This window comes from Pseudomonas fluorescens, assembly GCF_000968015.1.
Taxonomy (GTDB): domain Bacteria; phylum Pseudomonadota; class Gammaproteobacteria; order Pseudomonadales; family Pseudomonadaceae; genus Aquipseudomonas; species Aquipseudomonas fluorescens_W.
In genome coordinates, this window is the sequence record NZ_LACH01000001.1 from 58,902 (window position 1) to 77,039 (window position 18,138).

Annotated in this window: 11 protein-coding genes; 6 read left to right on the forward strand and 5 right to left on the reverse strand. The window is 59.7% G+C overall.

Annotation, left to right across the window (positions count from 1 at the left end):
- Positions 1-178: 178 nt before the first annotated feature.
- From VD17_RS00270 to VD17_RS00280, 3 genes are all read right to left on the reverse strand, one after another.
- Complete coding sequence (locus VD17_RS00270; RefSeq protein ID WP_046052170.1) at positions 179-1,552, reverse strand: DUF3999 domain-containing protein; 1,374 nt, start codon at positions 1,550-1,552, stop codon at positions 179-181.
- Positions 1,549-5,121 (reverse strand): DUF2339 domain-containing protein, encoded by a 3,573-nt coding sequence (locus tag VD17_RS00275; RefSeq protein WP_046052171.1) that lies wholly within the window; start codon positions 5,119-5,121, stop codon positions 1,549-1,551. Before VD17_RS00275 ends, VD17_RS00270 begins: the two co-directional genes overlap by 4 nt.
- A 185-nt stretch (positions 5,122-5,306) precedes the next feature.
- Entirely contained in the window at positions 5,307-7,757 is a 2,451-nt protein-coding gene (locus tag VD17_RS00280; RefSeq protein ID WP_046052172.1) for a glycogen/starch/alpha-glucan phosphorylase, read from the reverse strand.
- 254 nt (positions 7,758-8,011) lie between these two features.
- On the opposite strand from VD17_RS00280, the gene VD17_RS00285 reads away from it, so the two are divergent.
- Entirely contained in the window at positions 8,012-8,455 is a 444-nt protein-coding gene (locus VD17_RS00285; RefSeq protein WP_046045571.1) for a YkgJ family cysteine cluster protein, read from the forward strand.
- 217 nt (positions 8,456-8,672) lie between these two features.
- On the opposite strand, the gene typA is transcribed toward VD17_RS00285, so the two are convergent.
- A complete protein-coding gene (gene typA / locus VD17_RS00290) occupies positions 8,673-10,493 on the reverse strand; it encodes a translational GTPase TypA (RefSeq protein ID WP_046052173.1) in 1,821 nt (606 codons plus the stop codon).
- A 139-nt stretch (positions 10,494-10,632) separates the two neighbouring features.
- Positions 10,633-12,087 (reverse strand): tRNA uracil 4-sulfurtransferase ThiI, encoded by a 1,455-nt coding sequence (gene thiI / locus VD17_RS00295; protein WP_046052174.1) that lies wholly within the window; start codon positions 12,085-12,087, stop codon positions 10,633-10,635.
- A gap of 331 nt (positions 12,088-12,418) precedes the next feature.
- On the opposite strand from thiI, the gene glnA reads away from it, so the two are divergent.
- The 5 genes from glnA (at position 12,419) to ntrC (ending at position 18,003) form a co-directional block, all read left to right on the forward strand.
- Positions 12,419-13,825, forward strand: a complete 1,407-nt coding sequence (glnA, locus tag VD17_RS00300; RefSeq protein ID WP_008149440.1) for a glutamate--ammonia ligase — start codon at positions 12,419-12,421, stop codon at positions 13,823-13,825.
- Between the two features lie 302 nt (positions 13,826-14,127).
- On the forward strand, positions 14,128-14,637 hold the full coding sequence (locus VD17_RS00305) for a DUF4124 domain-containing protein (RefSeq protein WP_046052175.1): 510 nt from the start codon (positions 14,128-14,130) through the stop codon (positions 14,635-14,637).
- A complete protein-coding gene (locus VD17_RS00310) occupies positions 14,634-15,254 on the forward strand; it encodes a DUF4124 domain-containing protein (protein ID WP_046052176.1) in 621 nt (206 codons plus the stop codon). Before VD17_RS00305 ends, VD17_RS00310 begins: the two co-directional genes overlap by 4 nt.
- A 230-nt stretch (positions 15,255-15,484) precedes the next feature.
- The gene (gene glnL, locus VD17_RS00315) at positions 15,485-16,570 is read left to right on the forward strand and encodes a nitrogen regulation protein NR(II) (protein ID WP_046052177.1); all 1,086 of its coding nucleotides are present in this window, start codon (positions 15,485-15,487) and stop codon (positions 16,568-16,570) included.
- Positions 16,567-18,003, forward strand: a complete 1,437-nt coding sequence (ntrC, locus tag VD17_RS00320) for a nitrogen regulation protein NR(I) (RefSeq protein WP_046052178.1) — start codon at positions 16,567-16,569, stop codon at positions 18,001-18,003. Before glnL ends, ntrC begins: the two co-directional genes overlap by 4 nt.
- Positions 18,004-18,138 lie beyond the last annotated feature (135 nt).

Consider the following 18,138-nt stretch of genomic DNA (forward strand, 5'->3'; position numbering starts at 1 on the left):
ATTTCCTCCTATCAGACGTGTTACACCCAATAGAGTTCATGCGCCCGGTTGAGCGTAGTTCGAAACCGGCTTTTTTACCGACCGATAAACCGCCTTCGCGAGCAGGCTCGCTCCCACAGAGGAATGCGGACCTTGTGGGAGCGAGCTTGCTCGCGATTGGGGTGCGCGGCACCCGCCTTCAGGGTTTGACCGGCGGCTTGCGCAACAGACTGAACGCCATCGAGGCCAGAAACAAAACACTGAGCAGCAACACCGCCCACAACCCGAGTTTCTTCCAGTTGATGTCCGTCGGCGCAGCCGTTGTCACGGTCGACGCTGGAGTGGCCACCGCCGCGCCTTCGACCGTAGCCTTGCCCAATGTCGCCAACTTTGCAGCGCTGTAATCCGGAATCAACGTCGACAGCGGCAGGCTCGCCGCCTTCACCGTGGCACTTCCCAGCGCTAGCGTATAAGGCCCTGCCCCGCGCGCCAGAAACACCAATTGAATGGAGCGCACGGCGAATCGCACAGTCGGCGCCTCGGCACCCAGACCGCCGCCGCGCTCGTCCACCGTCAGCTTCAACTGCTGCACGGTTTGCCCTGACAGCTGCAATTCGTTCTGCACCACGTCCTGGCCACTCTGGGTCAGGCGATAGAGCAAACCGTTGCTCAGCGGCTGCCACGGCAGGCTACTTTCCCGACGACCGGACAAGGTCACGGGCGCCAAACTGTTGGGCTGACTCAACTCGACCTGCAAGCGCTCGACATTCAACCCCATGGGTAATTGCCAGGTGTATTCACCGGCCTTCACGCTGCTGCCGGCCAGCGGTTGCGACCAGACAAGCGGTAGCGGCAGGCTACGGGTCTTGGCGCTTTGCAGTTGCGCCGAGGTCAATGTCGGGGCCGATTGCGGCGTGTTCCACAGCAATCGCAGATAACGGGCCGACTGACCTGGCAGAGTGACTTCATGTTGCTCGACCTGCTCGTCGGCAAACGTCAGGCGTGCCACCTGCCCTTCGCCCCAAGACTGCCAATGCTGCAGGTCGTCGCTGGCTTCGATGGTGAAACGCTGGAAACCGTCGCGTTCGCTGGTCCAGTCGAGAATCAACTGCTGCAACGGTGCTTTGATGCTGCTGGCGTCGAGCAACCAACCGCGCAGCATTTCTTCGCCCGCCTCCAACTGACTGGACGGCTGCACTTCGACCAGCGTGCCATTGGCGCTCGATTGCACCCGCACGCTCGGTGCGTGCTCGGTGGAATCCGCCGAGTTGTACAGCGGGAACCACTTCACGTCGGTCAGGGTACGGTTATCGCTGGTCTGCGCCGGCGCGCGCGCCAAGGCATACGCCTGAGCCTCACCGGCGGCATTGAATACGCGCACATCGCTGAGATCGGTTTGCCGCGCATTCAATTGCACGCTCAACGGCAATTCGAGGCGATACCACGGACCTTCGCCGCTGATCGACAACGGCACCTGTGTGGCGAAGTCCGCCAATTTCTCCTGAGCACTGGCCGACAGCACCACACCCAGCGCAACAGCGCCCAACCAGACACGGTTCAGCTTCTGACTCAAGACGACACTCCTTCGGTTTGCGGGGCCGGTTTTTCAGCCTCCGGCACAGCCTCGGCACGTTTGGGCGGCAACGGGGCGAAATAGCCCACCACCAACAGCAACACGCCAACGCCGATAAACGAGACGATCCGGGCGAGTCCGCCGCGGTTACTCAACTCGACAAAGAACAGTTTGGCCACCACCACACCGATCAGCGCCGCACCGATCAGCCAGACTTCGCGACGATGACGCAGATGGCCGCCGATCATCAGACTCAGGGCCATCAAGGTCCAGACGATGGACAGACCGGCCTGCACCAGCATGGATTCGAGCAACGCATTCAGCTCGAACGGCACACCGCCCCAATGGTGGGCCGTGCGCATCACCAGCGCAGTAAAGAACACAAACAGCGAGGCGCCGGCGATCAGTTGCGTGGCGTGATCACAGTAGTCCTTGCGAATCGCCAGTTGCGTCACGGCGCTGCGGGACCACACGTAGACGCCGAACAGCGCGAACAGCAGACCCAACTCCAGCGGGTTGATCAGCGGCACGTAAGGCAACGGCTCGGCAGTGCCGTCGCTGACAACGTTCGCCAACCAGAACCAGCCGAGCATCAGCAAGGCCAGCGGTGCCGCCGCGTACACACGGTATTCGCGTGAATAAGCCGACACCGGCCATGGCCAGGCCCGGGGTGCCGCCATCAGCACCAGATACAGGCTCGGCAGAATCGCCCAACCCAACCAGCGCCAGGCGTTGTACTGCTCGGACAACAGCAACAGGCCGTAACGCAACTCCAGGGCCAACACACCGATCAACAGCCAGCAGCCGAGCACGTGCGCGGTACTGAGGGCGCGCACCGGCAACATCGGCGCCAAACGCCGCAGGGAGATGAAGTGCACAACGAACACGGCCGCCCATGCCAGCCAACCGACGTTGGCCGCCGGGTGATAACGCGAGTGCCACGCAGCCAACAACACCAAACCGGCCGCAGGCATCAGCAAGGTGCAGAGCAAGCCCAGCGATGGCCATTTCAGGCGCAGCGCCAATACGGTCCACAGCGCCACGCTCAGCGCCGCGACCGCCAGCAACAACGTCGCGTGCAGATTCAACGGTGCGAAGCGCAGGACTTCACTCACCCACGCCAGTGCCCACCAACCCGCGCCCCACACCAGCAGCACTTCGGACAAACGCTGCAAGCTCAGCACATCGAAGGCTGAGGCATGGTTGCCGAGCTGCAAGCGCCAGGCGCCAACCATCGCGGCCAAACCCAACACCAGCGGCGTCCAGAAACCGCTATGAGCCAGAGGCTTCAACCCTTCGCTCGCAAGCGGCCCGAGCAAATCAGCCCCTGCCATCAGGAACGCCGCGCCGCCGATGACTTGCAACAGCAGACCGAAGACAAAACTCACGCGCTGCTTCAGGTACAGACTCAGCCAGATAATGAACAGACCGCTGGCCGCCCATACCGCACTCGCCGTTTGCCAAGGCAGGACGAACAGCACCGCCAGATTGATCAACACCAGACCGGCCAGCAGCACCACCGACAAGCCGCGCAGCAATCGCATGTCGCTTCGGACCATCTCATCGCGTGCCGCCAGCAACATGCCAACAATCAGCGCCAGGCCGATCAACGACGCGCTCAGCAGACCGCTCCAACCCGCACTGAACACGGCGCCAGACTCACCGCTCGAACCCTGTAGCCGCAGCAGGAACAACGCACCGCCGAGCAACTGCACGGCGAATGCGGTGAACAGGAACGTGCGCGATTGCAGACGCAAGCCAACAAACAAGGTCGCCAACCCCGCCAGCGCCCAACTGATCGCTGTGCCATGAGTGAAGAAAAACAACGGCGCCAGCAGATAGAGGAAGGTCAGACCGAGGCAAGCCAATACCGGCGGCCCTTTGCGCTCCCATTTCGACGTCTGCTCGGGCAAGGCTTTGCGCAACTGGTAGAAGCTGAACAACAACGCCACGCCGAGCATCAACGCACCGAGCGGCGCACCGTCGAGCAGGCTGCTTTCGCCGATCCGCAGTTCGCTGATAAACGCCAGCGCCGAGCCCAGTTGCAGCAGCAAGGCAAAGGCTCGGGCCAGCGGTCGTTGCTGACGCAGACCGAGCCAGAAGATGCCGGCGCCTTCGACGGCCCAGGCCGCAGCAGTCCAGCGCGCATCGAGCCCCAACGGAATCGCCAGGCTGGCGAAGATCACCCCCAGCGCCAGACAGGTTTCCGCCAACAACAACGCTCGTCCGCCCATCAACAGCCGCGCCAGGCCCATATAAATCATGCCCAACGCCAATGCGCTGAAGGCTGCGGCGAATTCCAAGTGCTGGACCAACGCGAACTGCAAGCCGAAGCCCACCAACGGAGGACCGAACAGCATCGTGCCGTCGACGTAATCGCCCTTGCGCGCCGACCAATGCAGCAGCGCCTCACGGCTATCGTCCTCAGGTGCGTCGCTCATTTCCAGCAACTTGCGCCGGGCGAACAGCAGACCGATGGCCAGGTACATCAGGAAAAACACAATCAGGAACGGCTCGGTGCTCCACAGCAGTTCCGGGGTATAGGAACGCAGGCCCCAGGCGAAACCGATGCCGAAGGTGCCGACGAACCCAATCAGGTTGAGCAGCCGCCAGGCCTTGAACCAGGCGATGGCGAGGATGCCGGCGTTGAGCAAGGCGAAGTAGCTGAACAGCGCGACATGGTTGCCGGCGCCGGTGGAGGTCAGGATCGGCGCGGCAAAACCGCCCAATGCTGCAGCGGCAGCCAGGCCCAAGGCATCCTGAGTGATGGCGAGGATCGCCGAGAACACCGTCACCGCGACCAGCAGGCCTAACGCCGCCGTGGGATCAAGCAGCGGATGCAGGCGCATCGCGGCAAACACGGTCAGGTACAACACCGCGATCCCGGTGCCTTGCAGCATCAACGCGTAATTGCTGTTGCGCGTCCTAAGCCACCAACCCAACCCCAGAAGACCCAATGCCGCCGCCGCAACACCGGCGTAACGCAACTCGATCGGTACCACCATGCCTTCGGTGGCGTAACGCAGCAGGAAGGCCAGGCCGAGAAACAACAGCACCACACCGACCCGCAGCACCGTGTTGCCGCCGAACAGCCAGTTGCGGGCGCCACTGATGGCGCGGTCGATGAAGTTCGGGGCGCGAGGGGTGGCAGGTTGTTGCGGCTCGCGGGCAACCGGTTCGGGTTTCCAGGCATCGACGGGCACTGGACGGCTGCTTTCGGCGGCGGCCGCGGTGATCGGTTCGAGTTCGGGAGGGAGCTCCCAGATCAGCTCCGGGGTCTCGGCAGGGATTTCGTCGAGCGTGAACTCAGGAGACGGTGCGGGTTCGTGGGTTTCCGGCGTCTTGACGCCTGACACCTCCAGCAATGACAGCCGTTGCTGCACCGCATTCAGCGCGATCTGAGCCTGATCCAGTAGCTTACGTTGCTCGGCGGCCTGTGAACCCAAGCGGCCGATGTGAATGGCCTGGCCAATACCCAACCCGAGCAGCGCGCCCAGCAGCGCATCGCTGAACGACTCGTCGAGTACCCAGCCCAGCACCAGCCCAATCAGCATGAACATCCATTGCATGGTCGATATCCCTAAACGCAGTGGCCAATCCAAGAAGATTAGCGCAGCCCGTACAGCAAAGATCGCAGCCTTCGGCAGCTCCTACACCGACCGCGTTTACCCAATGTTAGGTGAACGCTGACTGTAGGAGCTGCCGAAGGCTGCGATCTTTTCCGGGGCGCCAGTATATCGATCCGAGCGAAGGCTTACTCCAGCGCTTTCCAGATATCCGTGGCGTACTCGCGAATGGTCCGGTCGGACGAGAACCAGCCCATCCGGGAGGTGTTCAACACCGCCGAACGCCACCACTCCTTCGAATCGTGCCAATGGGCTTCAACCCGCATCTGCGCGTCCCAGTAAGCGTCGAAATCGGCGCAAACCAGGAAGCGATCGTAGTCGATCAGCGAATCGATCAATCCTGTGTAACGGGAAGGATCATCCGGCGAGAACACCCCGCCGCGAATCGCTTGCAGCACGTCATTCAGCCGATGGGACGCGGCGATATCCGGCGTCGCGTTGAACTCATGGTTCTGCTTGCGCGCTTCAACCTGCTGAGCGCTGAGGCCGAAGATGAACATGTGTTCGGCGCCGATGCGTTCGCACATTTCGACGTTGGCCCCGTCCAGGGTGCCGATGGTCAGCGCGCCGTTGAGGCCGAACTTCATGTTGCTGGTGCCCGAGGCTTCGAAGCCGGCGGTGGAAATCTGCTCCGACAAATCCGCTGCCGGAATGATGCTCTCCGCCAGACTGACGTTGTAGTTGGGCAAGAACACCACTTTCAGTAAACCGCGCACGGTCGGGTCGTTGTTCACCACCCGGGCGATGTCGTTGGTCAGTTTGATGATCAACTTGGCCTGGTGATAACTGGCCGCCGCCTTGCCGGCGAAGATCTTCACCCGCGGTACCCAATCGATTTCCGGCTCGGCACGAATGGCCTGATACAGCGCAACGGTGTGCAACAGGTTCAGCAGCTGACGTTTGTATTCGTGGATCCGTTTGACCTGCACGTCGAACATCGCCGCCGGGTTGACCGCAACGCCAAGTCGCTCATGAATGATGTACGCCAGGGCTTTCTTGCTGTGCAGGCGCTGTTCGGCGAACGCCTTGCGGAACGCGGCTTTCTCGGCGAACGGTTCCAGGCCGAGCAAACGCTCCTCTGGGTTGTCCAGCAGATCCGGGCCGAGCGCGTCGACCATCATCGAGGTCAGCTCCGGGTTGGCCTGGTAGAGCCAGCGGCGGAAGGTGATGCCGTTGGTCTTGTTGTTGATCCGGTCCGGGTAGAGTTTGTGCAGTTCGGAGAACACCGTTTTGCGCATCAGCTGCGTGTGCAGGCCGGACACGCCGTTGACGCTGTGGGAGCCAAGGAACGCGAGGTTGCCCATGCGCACCCGACGACCGTTGTCTTCCTCGATCAGCGACACCGCGCGCAGCACTTCGAAGTCATGGATACCCTTGGCCCGCAACGAATCGATGTGCTGGGCGTTGATCAAATAAATGATCTGCATGTGCCGCGGCAACATCCGCTCCATCAAACCGACCGGCCAGGTTTCCAGCGCTTCCGGCAGCAGCGTGTGGTTGGTGTAGGACAGCGTGTCGACGGTGACCTGCCATGCCGCATCCCACGCGACGTCGTAAACGTCGACCAGTTGTCGCATCAACTCGGCCACGGCAATCGAAGGGTGGGTGTCGTTGAGCTGGATCGCGGCATGATCGCCCAGGGTCAGGACCGAGGTGTGCATGTTGCGATGGCGGCGCAGCAAATCCTGCAAGGACGCGGCGACGAAGAAATATTCCTGACGCAGGCGCAGTTCCTGGCCCGCTTCGGTGCTGTCCGCCGGGTAGAGCACCCGGGAAATACTTTCGGCCCGGGCGACTTCTGCCACGGCGCCCAAGTGGTCGCCCGCGTTGAAGCGTTCCAGGTGCAAATCTTCCATGGCCCGGGCGCGCCACAGGCGCAGCGTGTTGACGCTCGCCCCGCGCCAGCCGACAACCGGCGTGTCATACGCAATCGCGCGAACGGTTTCCGCCGGGGTCCAGACTTGCTTGGACTTGCCGGTTTCGTCGGTGACGGTTTCGACACTGCCGCCGAAGCCGATCGGGTAAACGACCTCTGGTCGTTCGAACTCCCAAGGGTTACCGAAATCCAGCCAGTGTTCGGTCTGTTCCTGCTGCCAGCCGTCGACGATGGCCTGGCGGAACAAGCCATGTTCATAACGAATGCCGTAACCGTGACCGGCGATTCCGAGGGTCGACATGCTTTCCATGAAGCACGCGGCCAGACGACCGAGGCCGCCGTTGCCCAGCGCTGCGTCGGGTTCCAGCAGGCGGATGCGCTCAAGGTCGACGCCGAGCTCCGTCATGGCTTCACGGGCGACGTCCAGCAGACCAAGGTTGCTCAGGCTGTCGTAGAGCAGACGGCCGATCAGAAATTCGAGGGAGAGGTAATAAACCCGCTTTTGACCTTTGCGGTAGATCTGCCGGGTGTGATCCATCCAGTGCTCGACCATGTGATCGCGCGCCGCCAGGGCAATGGCTTCGAACCAGTCGTGGTCGAAGGCGTGATCCGGGTCTTTGCCCACCGCGTAGGTGAGTTTGGTCAAGACGGCGTCGCGAAATGCGGCCACCTCTGCTTCGCGAACAAGTGGTTCTTGAGTCATTGATAGGACCTCGAGCGAGCGTGGAGTAGTTGAGCCTAGACGGTCTGACAGGCCGTTGGAACTCTGGTTCGGCAGTTTTTCCTTATAGAGCGAGATAGATCGACATTACGACGTCATGTACCGGAAAGAATGCAGGGCCCGTGCCGGAATAACGGTGTTATTGGGCGGCACACGAAAAAATCTGGCGAAAGGTTGTTCAAAAATCCACCAGTCCCGGTATGATCGCGCGCCCTGATGCACGCTGGTAACAACCGATGATGAAGTCCAACCTGATCGCCGCCGCGGAGATCGATCGCCTCGATACCTGGGCCAAGTACTCCGCCCCGATGTGTGGTTCGTGCGTTTCCAGCTGCTGCACCCTGCCGGTCGAGGTCAAGATCAAGGATCTGATCCGTATCGGCATCGTCGATGAATTCGAGCGCGGCGAGCCGCCAAAGAACATCGCCAAGCGTTTGCAAAAGGAAGGGATCGTCGAGCGTTACAACCAGAAGTCCGAGATCTTCACCCTTCAGCGCATGAGCAACAACGATTGCCTGTACCTGGATCGTAAGAGCCGTCTGTGCACTATTTATGAAAAGCGCCCGGATACTTGCCGCAACCACCCGAAAATCGGGCCGCGGCCGGGGTATTGCGCGTATAAGCCGAAAGAAGTGGCGCGCGAGAGCAGCGAGAGCCGTCGGACCCTCGAGAAGTTCTGATCCAGAATCTCGCTGCCTGACCGGGCCTCATCGCGAGTAAGCTCGCTCCCACAGGGGAATGTGTCGTACACAATATTCGTGTGTCAGTGCAGAACCCTGTGGGAGCGAGCTTGCTCGCGATGAGGCCGGCACAAACACCGCATAACCCCCAGACAAACAAAAACGCCCCCGACCTTGCGGTCGGGGGCGTTTTTTTAGCTGCTAACTAAGTCGAAACTCAGTTACCGGCTTTCTTGGCAGCGCGGGTACGCTCGCTTTCGCCCAGGATCTTCTTACGAAGACGGATGGACTTAGGAGTGACTTCGCACAGTTCGTCTTCTTGCACGAACTCAAGAGCTTGTTCCAGGGTGAAACGGATAGGCGGAACCAGAGCGATGGTTTCGTCTTTACCCGAAGCACGCATGTTGTCGAGCTTCTTGCCTTTGGTTGGGTTAACGCCCAGGTCGTTGTCGCGGCTGTTGATGCCGACGATTTGACCTTCGTACACGTCTTCACCGTGGCCCAGGAACAATTTGCCGCGAGCTTGCAGGGTTTCCAGCGAGTAAGTCAGAGCCTTACCGGTAGCAACCGAAACCAGCACGCCGTTCTGACGGCCGGACATGTCGCCGGACTTCATCACGTCGTAACGGTCGAAGATCGAGGTCAGGATGCCTGCACCGGAGGTCAGGGTCAGGAACTCGTTACGGAAACCGATCAAGCCACGAGCCGGGATGTTGTACTCAAGGCGCACACGGCCCTTGCCATCCGGAACCATGTTGGTCAGGTCGCCTTTACGGATACCGATCTGTTCCATGATCGAACCTTGCGATTCTTCTGGCAGGTCGATGGTCACGTTTTCGTACGGTTCGTGCTTGACGCCGTCAACCATGCGGATGATCACTTCCGGACGACCAACACCCATTTCGAAGCCTTCGCGACGCATGGTTTCGATCAGTACCGAGAGGTGCAGCTCACCACGGCCGGAGACTTTGAACTTGTCGGCGGTGTCGCCTTCTTCAACGCGCAGGGCAACGTTGTAGAGCAGTTCTTTGTCCAGACGTTCCTTGATGTTACGGCTGGTGACGAACTTGCCTTCTTTACCGCAGAAAGGCGAGTCGTTTACCTGGAAGGTCATGGAAACGGTTGGTTCGTCAACGGTCAGCGGCTTCATCGCTTCGACGTTCAGTGGGTCGCACAGAGTGTCGGAGATGAACAGCTGGTCGAAGCCGCTGATGCAGACGATGTCGCCGGCAGCTGCTTCTTCAACGTCGATACGGTGCAGACCGTGGTGACCCATCAGCTTCAGGATACGACCGGTACGCTTCTTGCCGTCGGCGTCGATAGCGACAACCGGAGTGTTCGGCTTGATGCGACCACGAGCGATACGGCCAACGCCGATAACACCCAGGAAGCTGTTGTAGTCCAGAGCGGAGATTTGCATCTGGAACGGACCGTCACGGTCGACTTTCGGCGCAGGTACGTTGTCGATGATCGACTGGTACAGCGGGGTCATGTCTTCAGCCATGTCGGTGTGTTCCAGACCGGCAATACCGTTCAGGGCCGAGGCGTAGACGACTTTGAAGTCCAGCTGTTCTTCGGTAGCACCCAGGTTGTCGAACAGGTCGAAGATCTGGTCCAGAACCCAGTCCGGACGCGCGCCTGGACGGTCAACCTTGTTGATGACCACGATTGGACGCAGGCCGGCTTCGAAAGCCTTCTTGGTCACGAAACGGGTTTGCGGCATAGGGCCGTCTTGAGCGTCAACCAGCAGCAGAACGGAGTCAACCATCGACATTACACGTTCAACTTCGCCGCCGAAGTCGGCGTGGCCCGGGGTGTCCACGATGTTGATGTGGTGGCCGTTCCAGTTGATGGCGGTGTTTTTCGCCAGAATGGTAATACCGCGTTCTTTCTCCTGGTCGTTGGAGTCCATCACGCGCTCGTCGTTGAGCTCGTTGCGCTCCAGGGTGCCGGATTGACGCAAGAGTTTGTCTACCAGGGTGGTCTTACCATGGTCAACGTGAGCAATGATGGCGATGTTGCGTAGATTTTCGATCACTTGTGTATCTCGATCAGAGGATTCGGTGTGCTGACAAGTCTTGGCAGCGATTTACAGTAGAGTCAGGCCTTGCCGTTACAGCTTGACGGCAGAGTCGGGGGGCCGGTGACGCAGGCCACAGGCATACAGCCCCGGGCTCTTAGCTCGGTCGATAAACGCGCACATTGGCATGCCCCTCACTGAGCAAATGGTGGGCATGCAGGCGACTCATCACGCCTTTGTCGCAATACAGCAGGTACTGGCGAGTAGGGTCCAGTTCCTTGAAACGAGCGTTCAATGCATAAAACGGCATCGCTTGTACCTCAATGCCAGCCAAGTCCAGCGGGTCATCTTCAGCGGCATCCGGATGACGGATGTCGATGACGATCTGACCAGCCAGCGCTTCACTGACTTCTTCGATCTGCAAGTCCTGGCCCAATTCGTCGATCACGCGATCGATCGGCACCAGTTTGGCGTTCTCGAGCGCACGCTCAAGTACTGCCATGTCGAACTGTTGTTCTTCGTACTCCACGCGTGGACGCTTGGCGTGGGTCTTGGGGTTCACCGAGATGACCCCGCAGTATTCCGGCATGTGCTTGGCGAAGTCGGCAGTACCGATTTCGTTGGCCAGGTCGATGATGTCCTGCTTGTGACTGGCGATCAGCGGACGCAAGACCAGCTTATCGGTCACGCAGTCGATCACGGACAGGTTCGGCAGCGTCTGGCTCGACACCTGGGAAATCGCTTCGCCGGTGACCAGCGCTTCGATGTCCAGCCGATCGGCAATACGGGAAGCAGCGCGCAACATCATACGCTTCAAAACTACGCCCATATGACTGTTATCGACTTTCCCGAGAATTTCTCCCAGTACTTCCTCGAACGGTACACTCACAAATAACACGCGTTGGGAGCTGCCGTACTTCTTCCAGATGAAGTGCGCGACTTCCATGACGCCCAGTTCATGGGCTCGTCCGCCCAGATTGAAGAAGCAGAAATGGCTCATCAGCCCGCGGCGCATGATCTGGTAAGCGGCGACGGTGGAATCGAAGCCACCGGACATCAGCACAAGCGTCTGTTCCAGGGCACCCAGCGGATAACCGCCGATGCTGTTGTGCTGGCTGTGGATCACAAACAACCGTTTGTCGCGAATTTCGATGCGAACTTCGATTGCAGGCGTTTTCAGCGAGATTCCGGCGGCGCCGCACTGACGACGCAGTTGACTGCCGACGTATTTCTCGACGTCCATCGAGCTGAATTCATGCTTGCCGGCACGCTTGCAGCGCACCGAAAAGATCTTCCCGGCCAATGCATCACCGAAGTGCTGCTTGCACTTGGCGACGATGTCATCGAAGTCGCCCAGCGGGTATTCGTCGACTTGCAGGAAATGCGCGATGCCCGGCATGCAGCTCAGGCGCTCGGTCATCTCCTTCAGGGCTTTGGGCTCGCTGACGCGGGTTTCCAGCTCGAGATTGTCCCACACACCGTTCACCACCACAGCCGGGTCCAGGTCGCGGAGCACGGTACGGATGTTTTTAGCCAATTGGCGGATGAAACGCATCCGTACCGGGCGGCTCTTGATGGTGATCTCGGGGAAGACTTTTACGATTAGTTTCATGAAAACAGCGCGCGCTGGGCCAGCCGAAAAAGGGGGGCGCGGATTATAGCGGAAATTGCTCAAGGTTTAACCAGTTAATGTACAGAAGGTTTTGCGCGCACCAAAACGGGTCATTTGTTGGATTTGACGCTACATTACGGGGCGCTATTTCCAGCTTTGCTCCGGTTTGCACCTTTATAAGCGTGAATTTGGGGCAAAAAACCCATGGTGGGGCACTGGCATGCAATTTGCTCCCTTGTGAGGCAGGTTGCCTTGGCAGAGTATTCGCGCCGGCATCACCCACATTCTAAGGGCATCCACTACTTAAGCCCGAAGCCACCCGGAGGACACTATGTCGAAGTCGGTTCAACTCATCAAAGATCATGACGTCAAGTGGATTGATCTGCGCTTCACGGACACCAAAGGCACTCAGCACCACGTGACCATGCCGGCTCGCGACGCGCTGGATGAAGCTTTCTTCGAAGAAGGCAAAATGTTCGACGGTTCCTCCATCGCTGGCTGGAAAGGCATCGAAGCCTCCGACATGATCCTGATGCCGGACGACAGCACTGCCGTTCTCGACCCGTTCACCGAAGAGCCAACCCTGATCCTGGTTTGCGACGTGATCGAGCCTTCGACCATGCAAGGCTACGACCGTGACCCACGTGCGATCGCCAAACGTGCCGAGGAATACCTGAAGTCGACCGGTATCGGCGACACCGTATTTGTTGGTCCAGAGCCTGAATTCTTCATCTTCGACCAAGTGAAGTTCAAGTCCGATATCTCTGGCTCGATGTTCAAGATCTACTCCGAACAAGGTTCGTGGATGTCCGACCAGGACGTGGAAGGCGGCAACAAAGGCCACCGTCCAGGCGTCAAAGGCGGCTACTTCCCGGTTCCGCCGTTCGACCACGACCACGAAATCCGTACCTCCATGTGCAACGCCATGGAAGAAATGGGCCTGGTCATCGAAGTTCACCACCACGAAGTGGCAACTGCTGGCCAGAACGAAATCGGCGTGAAGTTCAACACCCTGGTTGCCAAGGCTGACGAAGTTCAAACCCTGAAGTACTGCGTACACAACGTTGCTGATGCATACGGCCGCACCGCGACCTTCATGCCTAAGCCGCTGTACGGCGACAACGGTTCGGGTATGCACGTTCACCTGTCCATCGCCAAAGATGGCAAGAACACCTTCGCTGGCGAAGGCTACGCCGGCCTGTCCGACACCGCTCTGTACTTCATCGGCGGCATCATCAAGCACGGTAAGGCACTGAACGGCTTCACCAACCCGTCGACCAACTCTTACAAGCGTCTGGTCCCAGGTTTCGAAGCTCCGGTAATGCTGGCCTACTCGGCTCGCAACCGTTCCGCGTCGATCCGTATTCCTTACGTGTCCAGCCCTCGCGCTCGCCGTATCGAAGCTCGCTTCCCGGATCCAGCAGCCAACCCGTACCTGGCCTTCGCTGCCCTGGTAATGGCCGGCCTGGACGGTATCCAGAACAAGATCCACCCTGGCGATGCTGCTGACAAAAACCTGTATGACCTGCCGCCTGAAGAGGCGAAAGAGATCCCACAAGTTTGCGGCAGCCTGAAAGAAGCCCTGGAAGAGCTGGACAAAGGTCGTGCGTTCCTGACCAAAGGCGGCGTTTTCAGCGACGACTTCATCGACGCTTACATCGCCCTGAAAAGCGAAGAAGAAATCAAAGTACGCACCTTCGTACACCCACTGGAATACGAGCTGTACTACAGCTGCTAATCCGGGTAGCGCCTGCGCAAGCGGCGTGACAAAAAAGAGGCCTCCTTCGGGAGGCCTTTTTTGTGGGCACGATTTAGCGATCACCGCAGTTTCCATGTAGGAGCGAGCCTGCTCGCGAAGGCGCCAGGTCAGTCAATATCAATGTTGAATGATCGATCGCTATCGCGAGCAGGCTCACTCCTACAAGGGTTTTGTGGCGCCTGGGAGATCTCTGCAATTCATGCCCAAATGTTAACGAGCTGGGTCAATAGCCACCCTCTGACCTATGCTGCAACCCAACGCCTTCGCTTCCGGTCAATTTTATGGGTCGTGGTTTTCTACTGATTTTGCTGTTGATCACCCTGCCCGCCGTCGCGCAGATCTATAAGTACACCGACGCCGACGGCAACACCGCCTACAGCAATCAACCGCCCGATGGCGTGAAGGCTCAGCCGGTCGAGTTGCCACCGCTTAACAGGGTTGAGCCCCAAGCCCCTTCTGCGCCACCTGTCGAAGCCACCAGCCGCGAACAGCCGCGTAGCGCTTACGAGGTGCTGGAGTTGACAAACTTACCCACCACCGAAGCCCTGCGTGCCAACAACGGCACCTTCACCGTCAACGTTCTGATCAAACCCCGCCTGCAAGGCCCTCATCTGTTCAGGCTGTTGCTGGACGATCAACCTTACGGCCAGCCGAGCAACGTGCCGATCCTGCAACTGCTCAATATTGATCGCGGCACACACAGCCTTGCGGTGCAGGTGATCGATGGAGAGAACATCGTGCAGCAAAGTCCCACCGTGACGTTCACCGTACAACGGGTGCATAAGCCGTGAGGCTGTGGCTGCTGATCACCTGCTTGATCGCCCTGCCGGTGACGGCCGAGGTGTTCACCTACATCGACGCCCAGGGCAATCGGGTCTACACCGACCAGCCGGGCTCCGGCAATGCCAAGCGCGTGCCGATGGCGCCGGGTAATCGCATGTCCGCCAACCCTGGCGGCGCAGCACCGGCGAATGCTGGAAAGAAGACCGAAACAAAACCACTGTTCCACTACGACATGTTGAGAGTACTGGTGCCGGAGCCAGACGCCACGGTGCGCAGCAGTGCTGGCGAGATTATCGTCAGCGTCACCAGCGAGCCCGGCCTGCAACGAGGCCATCGCTACCAACTGCTACTTGACGGCCAACCCACCGCAGCGCCCGGCCTGAGCCCGGTATTCGCCCTGAGCAATATCGATCGCGGCAGCCATAACCTCTCCGTGGAAATCCTCGACGAGCAGGGCCGCACGGTCGAGCGCACCGCCAACCAGCCGTTCCACATGCTGCGCATCTCCCTCGCACAGAAGCGTCAGGTCAAACCCTGCGCCCTCCCCGATTACGGCCAACGGCCGGAATGTCCGCTCAAAGACAAACCACCAGAAGAAAAAAATCCCTTCCTGCGCTTCTTCTAACGCCATTCAGCTTTGCGCACTATATTGGTGCGATTAGTTGCACCGTACCCACATACCAACCCATTTTGGTTCGAAAGTTCCCGTCAACGCTGGCAGAACGCCACGCAAACGAGCGTCAAACGCCCGTTTCAGGCCTTAAACGCTTCTTTTCGGAGCCTTGGTTTGGTTTTTGCATTTTCCCTGCATCAGCGCTGTATTCATGCGCGCGCCCTGCTCCAAAAGAGGTCCTGATGACCATTAGCGACGCACTGCATCGATTGCTACTCGACAACCTGACCACCGCCACCATTCTGCTCGACGCTGAACTGCGCCTCGAGTACATGAACCCGGCGGCGGAGATGCTACTGGCCATCAGCGGTCAGCGTAGCCATGGGCAGTTCATCAGTGAGTTGTTCACCGAATCTACCGAGGCGCTGAACTCCCTGCGCCAAGCGGTTCAGCAGGCGCATCCGTTCACCAAGCGCGAAGCGATGCTCACCGCCCTCACCGGCCAGACGCTGACCGTCGACTACGCGGTAACGCCCATCCTGGCCAACGGTGCCACGATGCTGCTGCTGGAAGTCCACCCTCGTGACCGCTTGCTGCGAATCACCAAGGAAGAGGCGCAACTATCGAAGCAGGAAACCAGCAAGATGCTGGTGCGCGGCCTAGCTCACGAAATCAAGAACCCTCTCGGCGGGATACGCGGCGCGGCGCAATTGCTCGCCCGCGAACTGCCGGAAGAAAGCCTGCGCGACTACACCAACGTGATCATTGAAGAGGCCGACCGCCTGCGCAATCTGGTCGATCGCATGCTCGGCTCCAACAAGCTGCCGTCGCTGGCGATGTGCAACGTCCACGAAGTTCTGGAACGCGTTTGTCATCTGGTGGAGGCCGAAAGCCAGGGTTGCATCACTTTGGTGCGCGACTACGACCCAAGCATTCCCGACGTGTTGATCGACCGTGAACAGATGATTCAGGCCGTGCTGAACATCGTGCGCAATGCGATGCAGGCCATCAGCACCCAGAACGAGCTGCGACTTGGCCGCATCAGCCTGCGTACCCGCGCCATGCGCCAGTTCACCATCGGCCACGTGCGCCATCGACTGGTGACCAAGATCGAAATCATCGACAACGGCCCGGGCATTCCCGCGGAGTTGCAAGAAACCATCTTCTTTCCCATGGTCAGCGGCCGTCCGGACGGTACCGGGCTGGGCCTGGCCATTACCCAGAACATCATCAGCCAGCACCAGGGCCTGATCGAATGTGACAGCCATCCAGGCCACACCACCTTCTCGATCTTTCTGCCACTGGAACAAGGAGCCACATCGACATGAGCCGTAGTGAAACCGTGTGGATCGTCGATGACGACCGTTCTATCCGTTGGGTCCTGGAAAAAGCCTTGCAGCAAGAAGGCATGACCACGCAAAGCTTCGACAGCGCCGATGGCGTGATGAGCCGCCTGGCGCGCCAGCAGCCGGACGTGATCATCTCCGACATCCGCATGCCGGGTGCCAGTGGCCTGGACCTTCTGGCGCGGATTCGCGAACAACACCCACGGCTGCCGGTCATCATCATGACCGCTCACTCCGATCTGGACAGCGCTGTCGCGTCCTATCAGGGCGGCGCGTTTGAATACCTGCCCAAGCCGTTCGACGTCGACGAAGCGGTGTCGCTGGTCAAACGCGCCAATCAGCACGCCCAGGAACAGCAAGGCCTGGAAGTCCCGGTCGCCCTGACGCGTACGCCAGAAATCATCGGTGAAGCGCCGGCGATGCAGGAAGTGTTTCGCGCCATCGGACGCTTGAGCCACTCCAACATCACCGTGCTGATCAACGGCGAATCCGGTACCGGTAAAGAACTGGTGGCGCATGCCCTGCACCGTCACAGTCCACGGGCGGCTTCTCCGTTCATTGCGCTGAACATGGCGGCGATCCCGAAAGACCTGATGGAATCCGAGTTGTTCGGCCATGAGAAAGGCGCGTTCACCGGCGCCGCCAACCTGCGTCGCGGGCGCTTTGAGCAGGCTGACGGCGGCACGCTGTTCCTCGATGAAATTGGCGACATGCCGGCAGACACCCAGACTCGTTTGCTGCGAGTATTGGCGGACGGTGAGTTCTATCGCGTCGGCGGCCATGTGCCGGTGAAGGTCGATGTGCGAATCATCGCCGCGACTCACCAGAATCTGGAAACCCTGGTGCACGCCGGGAAATTTCGTGAGGACTTGTTCCACCGCCTCAACGTGATCCGCATCCATATTCCACGGCTGTCGGACCGTCGCGAAGACATCCCGACCCTGGCCAAGCATTTCCTCAGCCGCGCCGCGCAAGAACTGGCGGTGGAGCCGAAGCTGCTGAAAAGCGAAACCGAGGAATACCTGAAGAACCTGCCGTGGGGCGGCAACGTGCGTCAGCTGGAGAACACCTGCCGCTGGATCACGGTGATGGCTTCGGGCCGCGAAGTGCACATCAGCGACCTGCCGCCGGAGCTGCTGAACCTGCCGCAGGATTCGGCACCGGTGACCAACTGGGAGCAAGCGCTGCGCCAGTGGGCCGATCAGGCGTTGGCTCGCGGTCAGTCGAGCCTGCTCGACAGCGCTGTACCGGCGTTCGAGCGGATCATGATCGAAACCGCCCTCAAACACACCGCCGGCCGCCGCCGCGATGCCGCGGTTTTGCTGGGCTGGGGGCGCAATACCCTGACGCGCAAGATCAAGGAATTGGGGATGAAGGTTGATGGTGGGGATGATGATGAAGGGGAAGAGGGTTAAGCAGCCTTTAGCTCGTCGCTGACAGTTACATCCAATCGCGAGCAGGCTCGCTCCCACAGTGGACTTTGGGTGTTTTCACAATGGCGTGAACACCGCTAAACCTTGTGGGAGTGAGCCTGCTCGCGATGCTTTCGG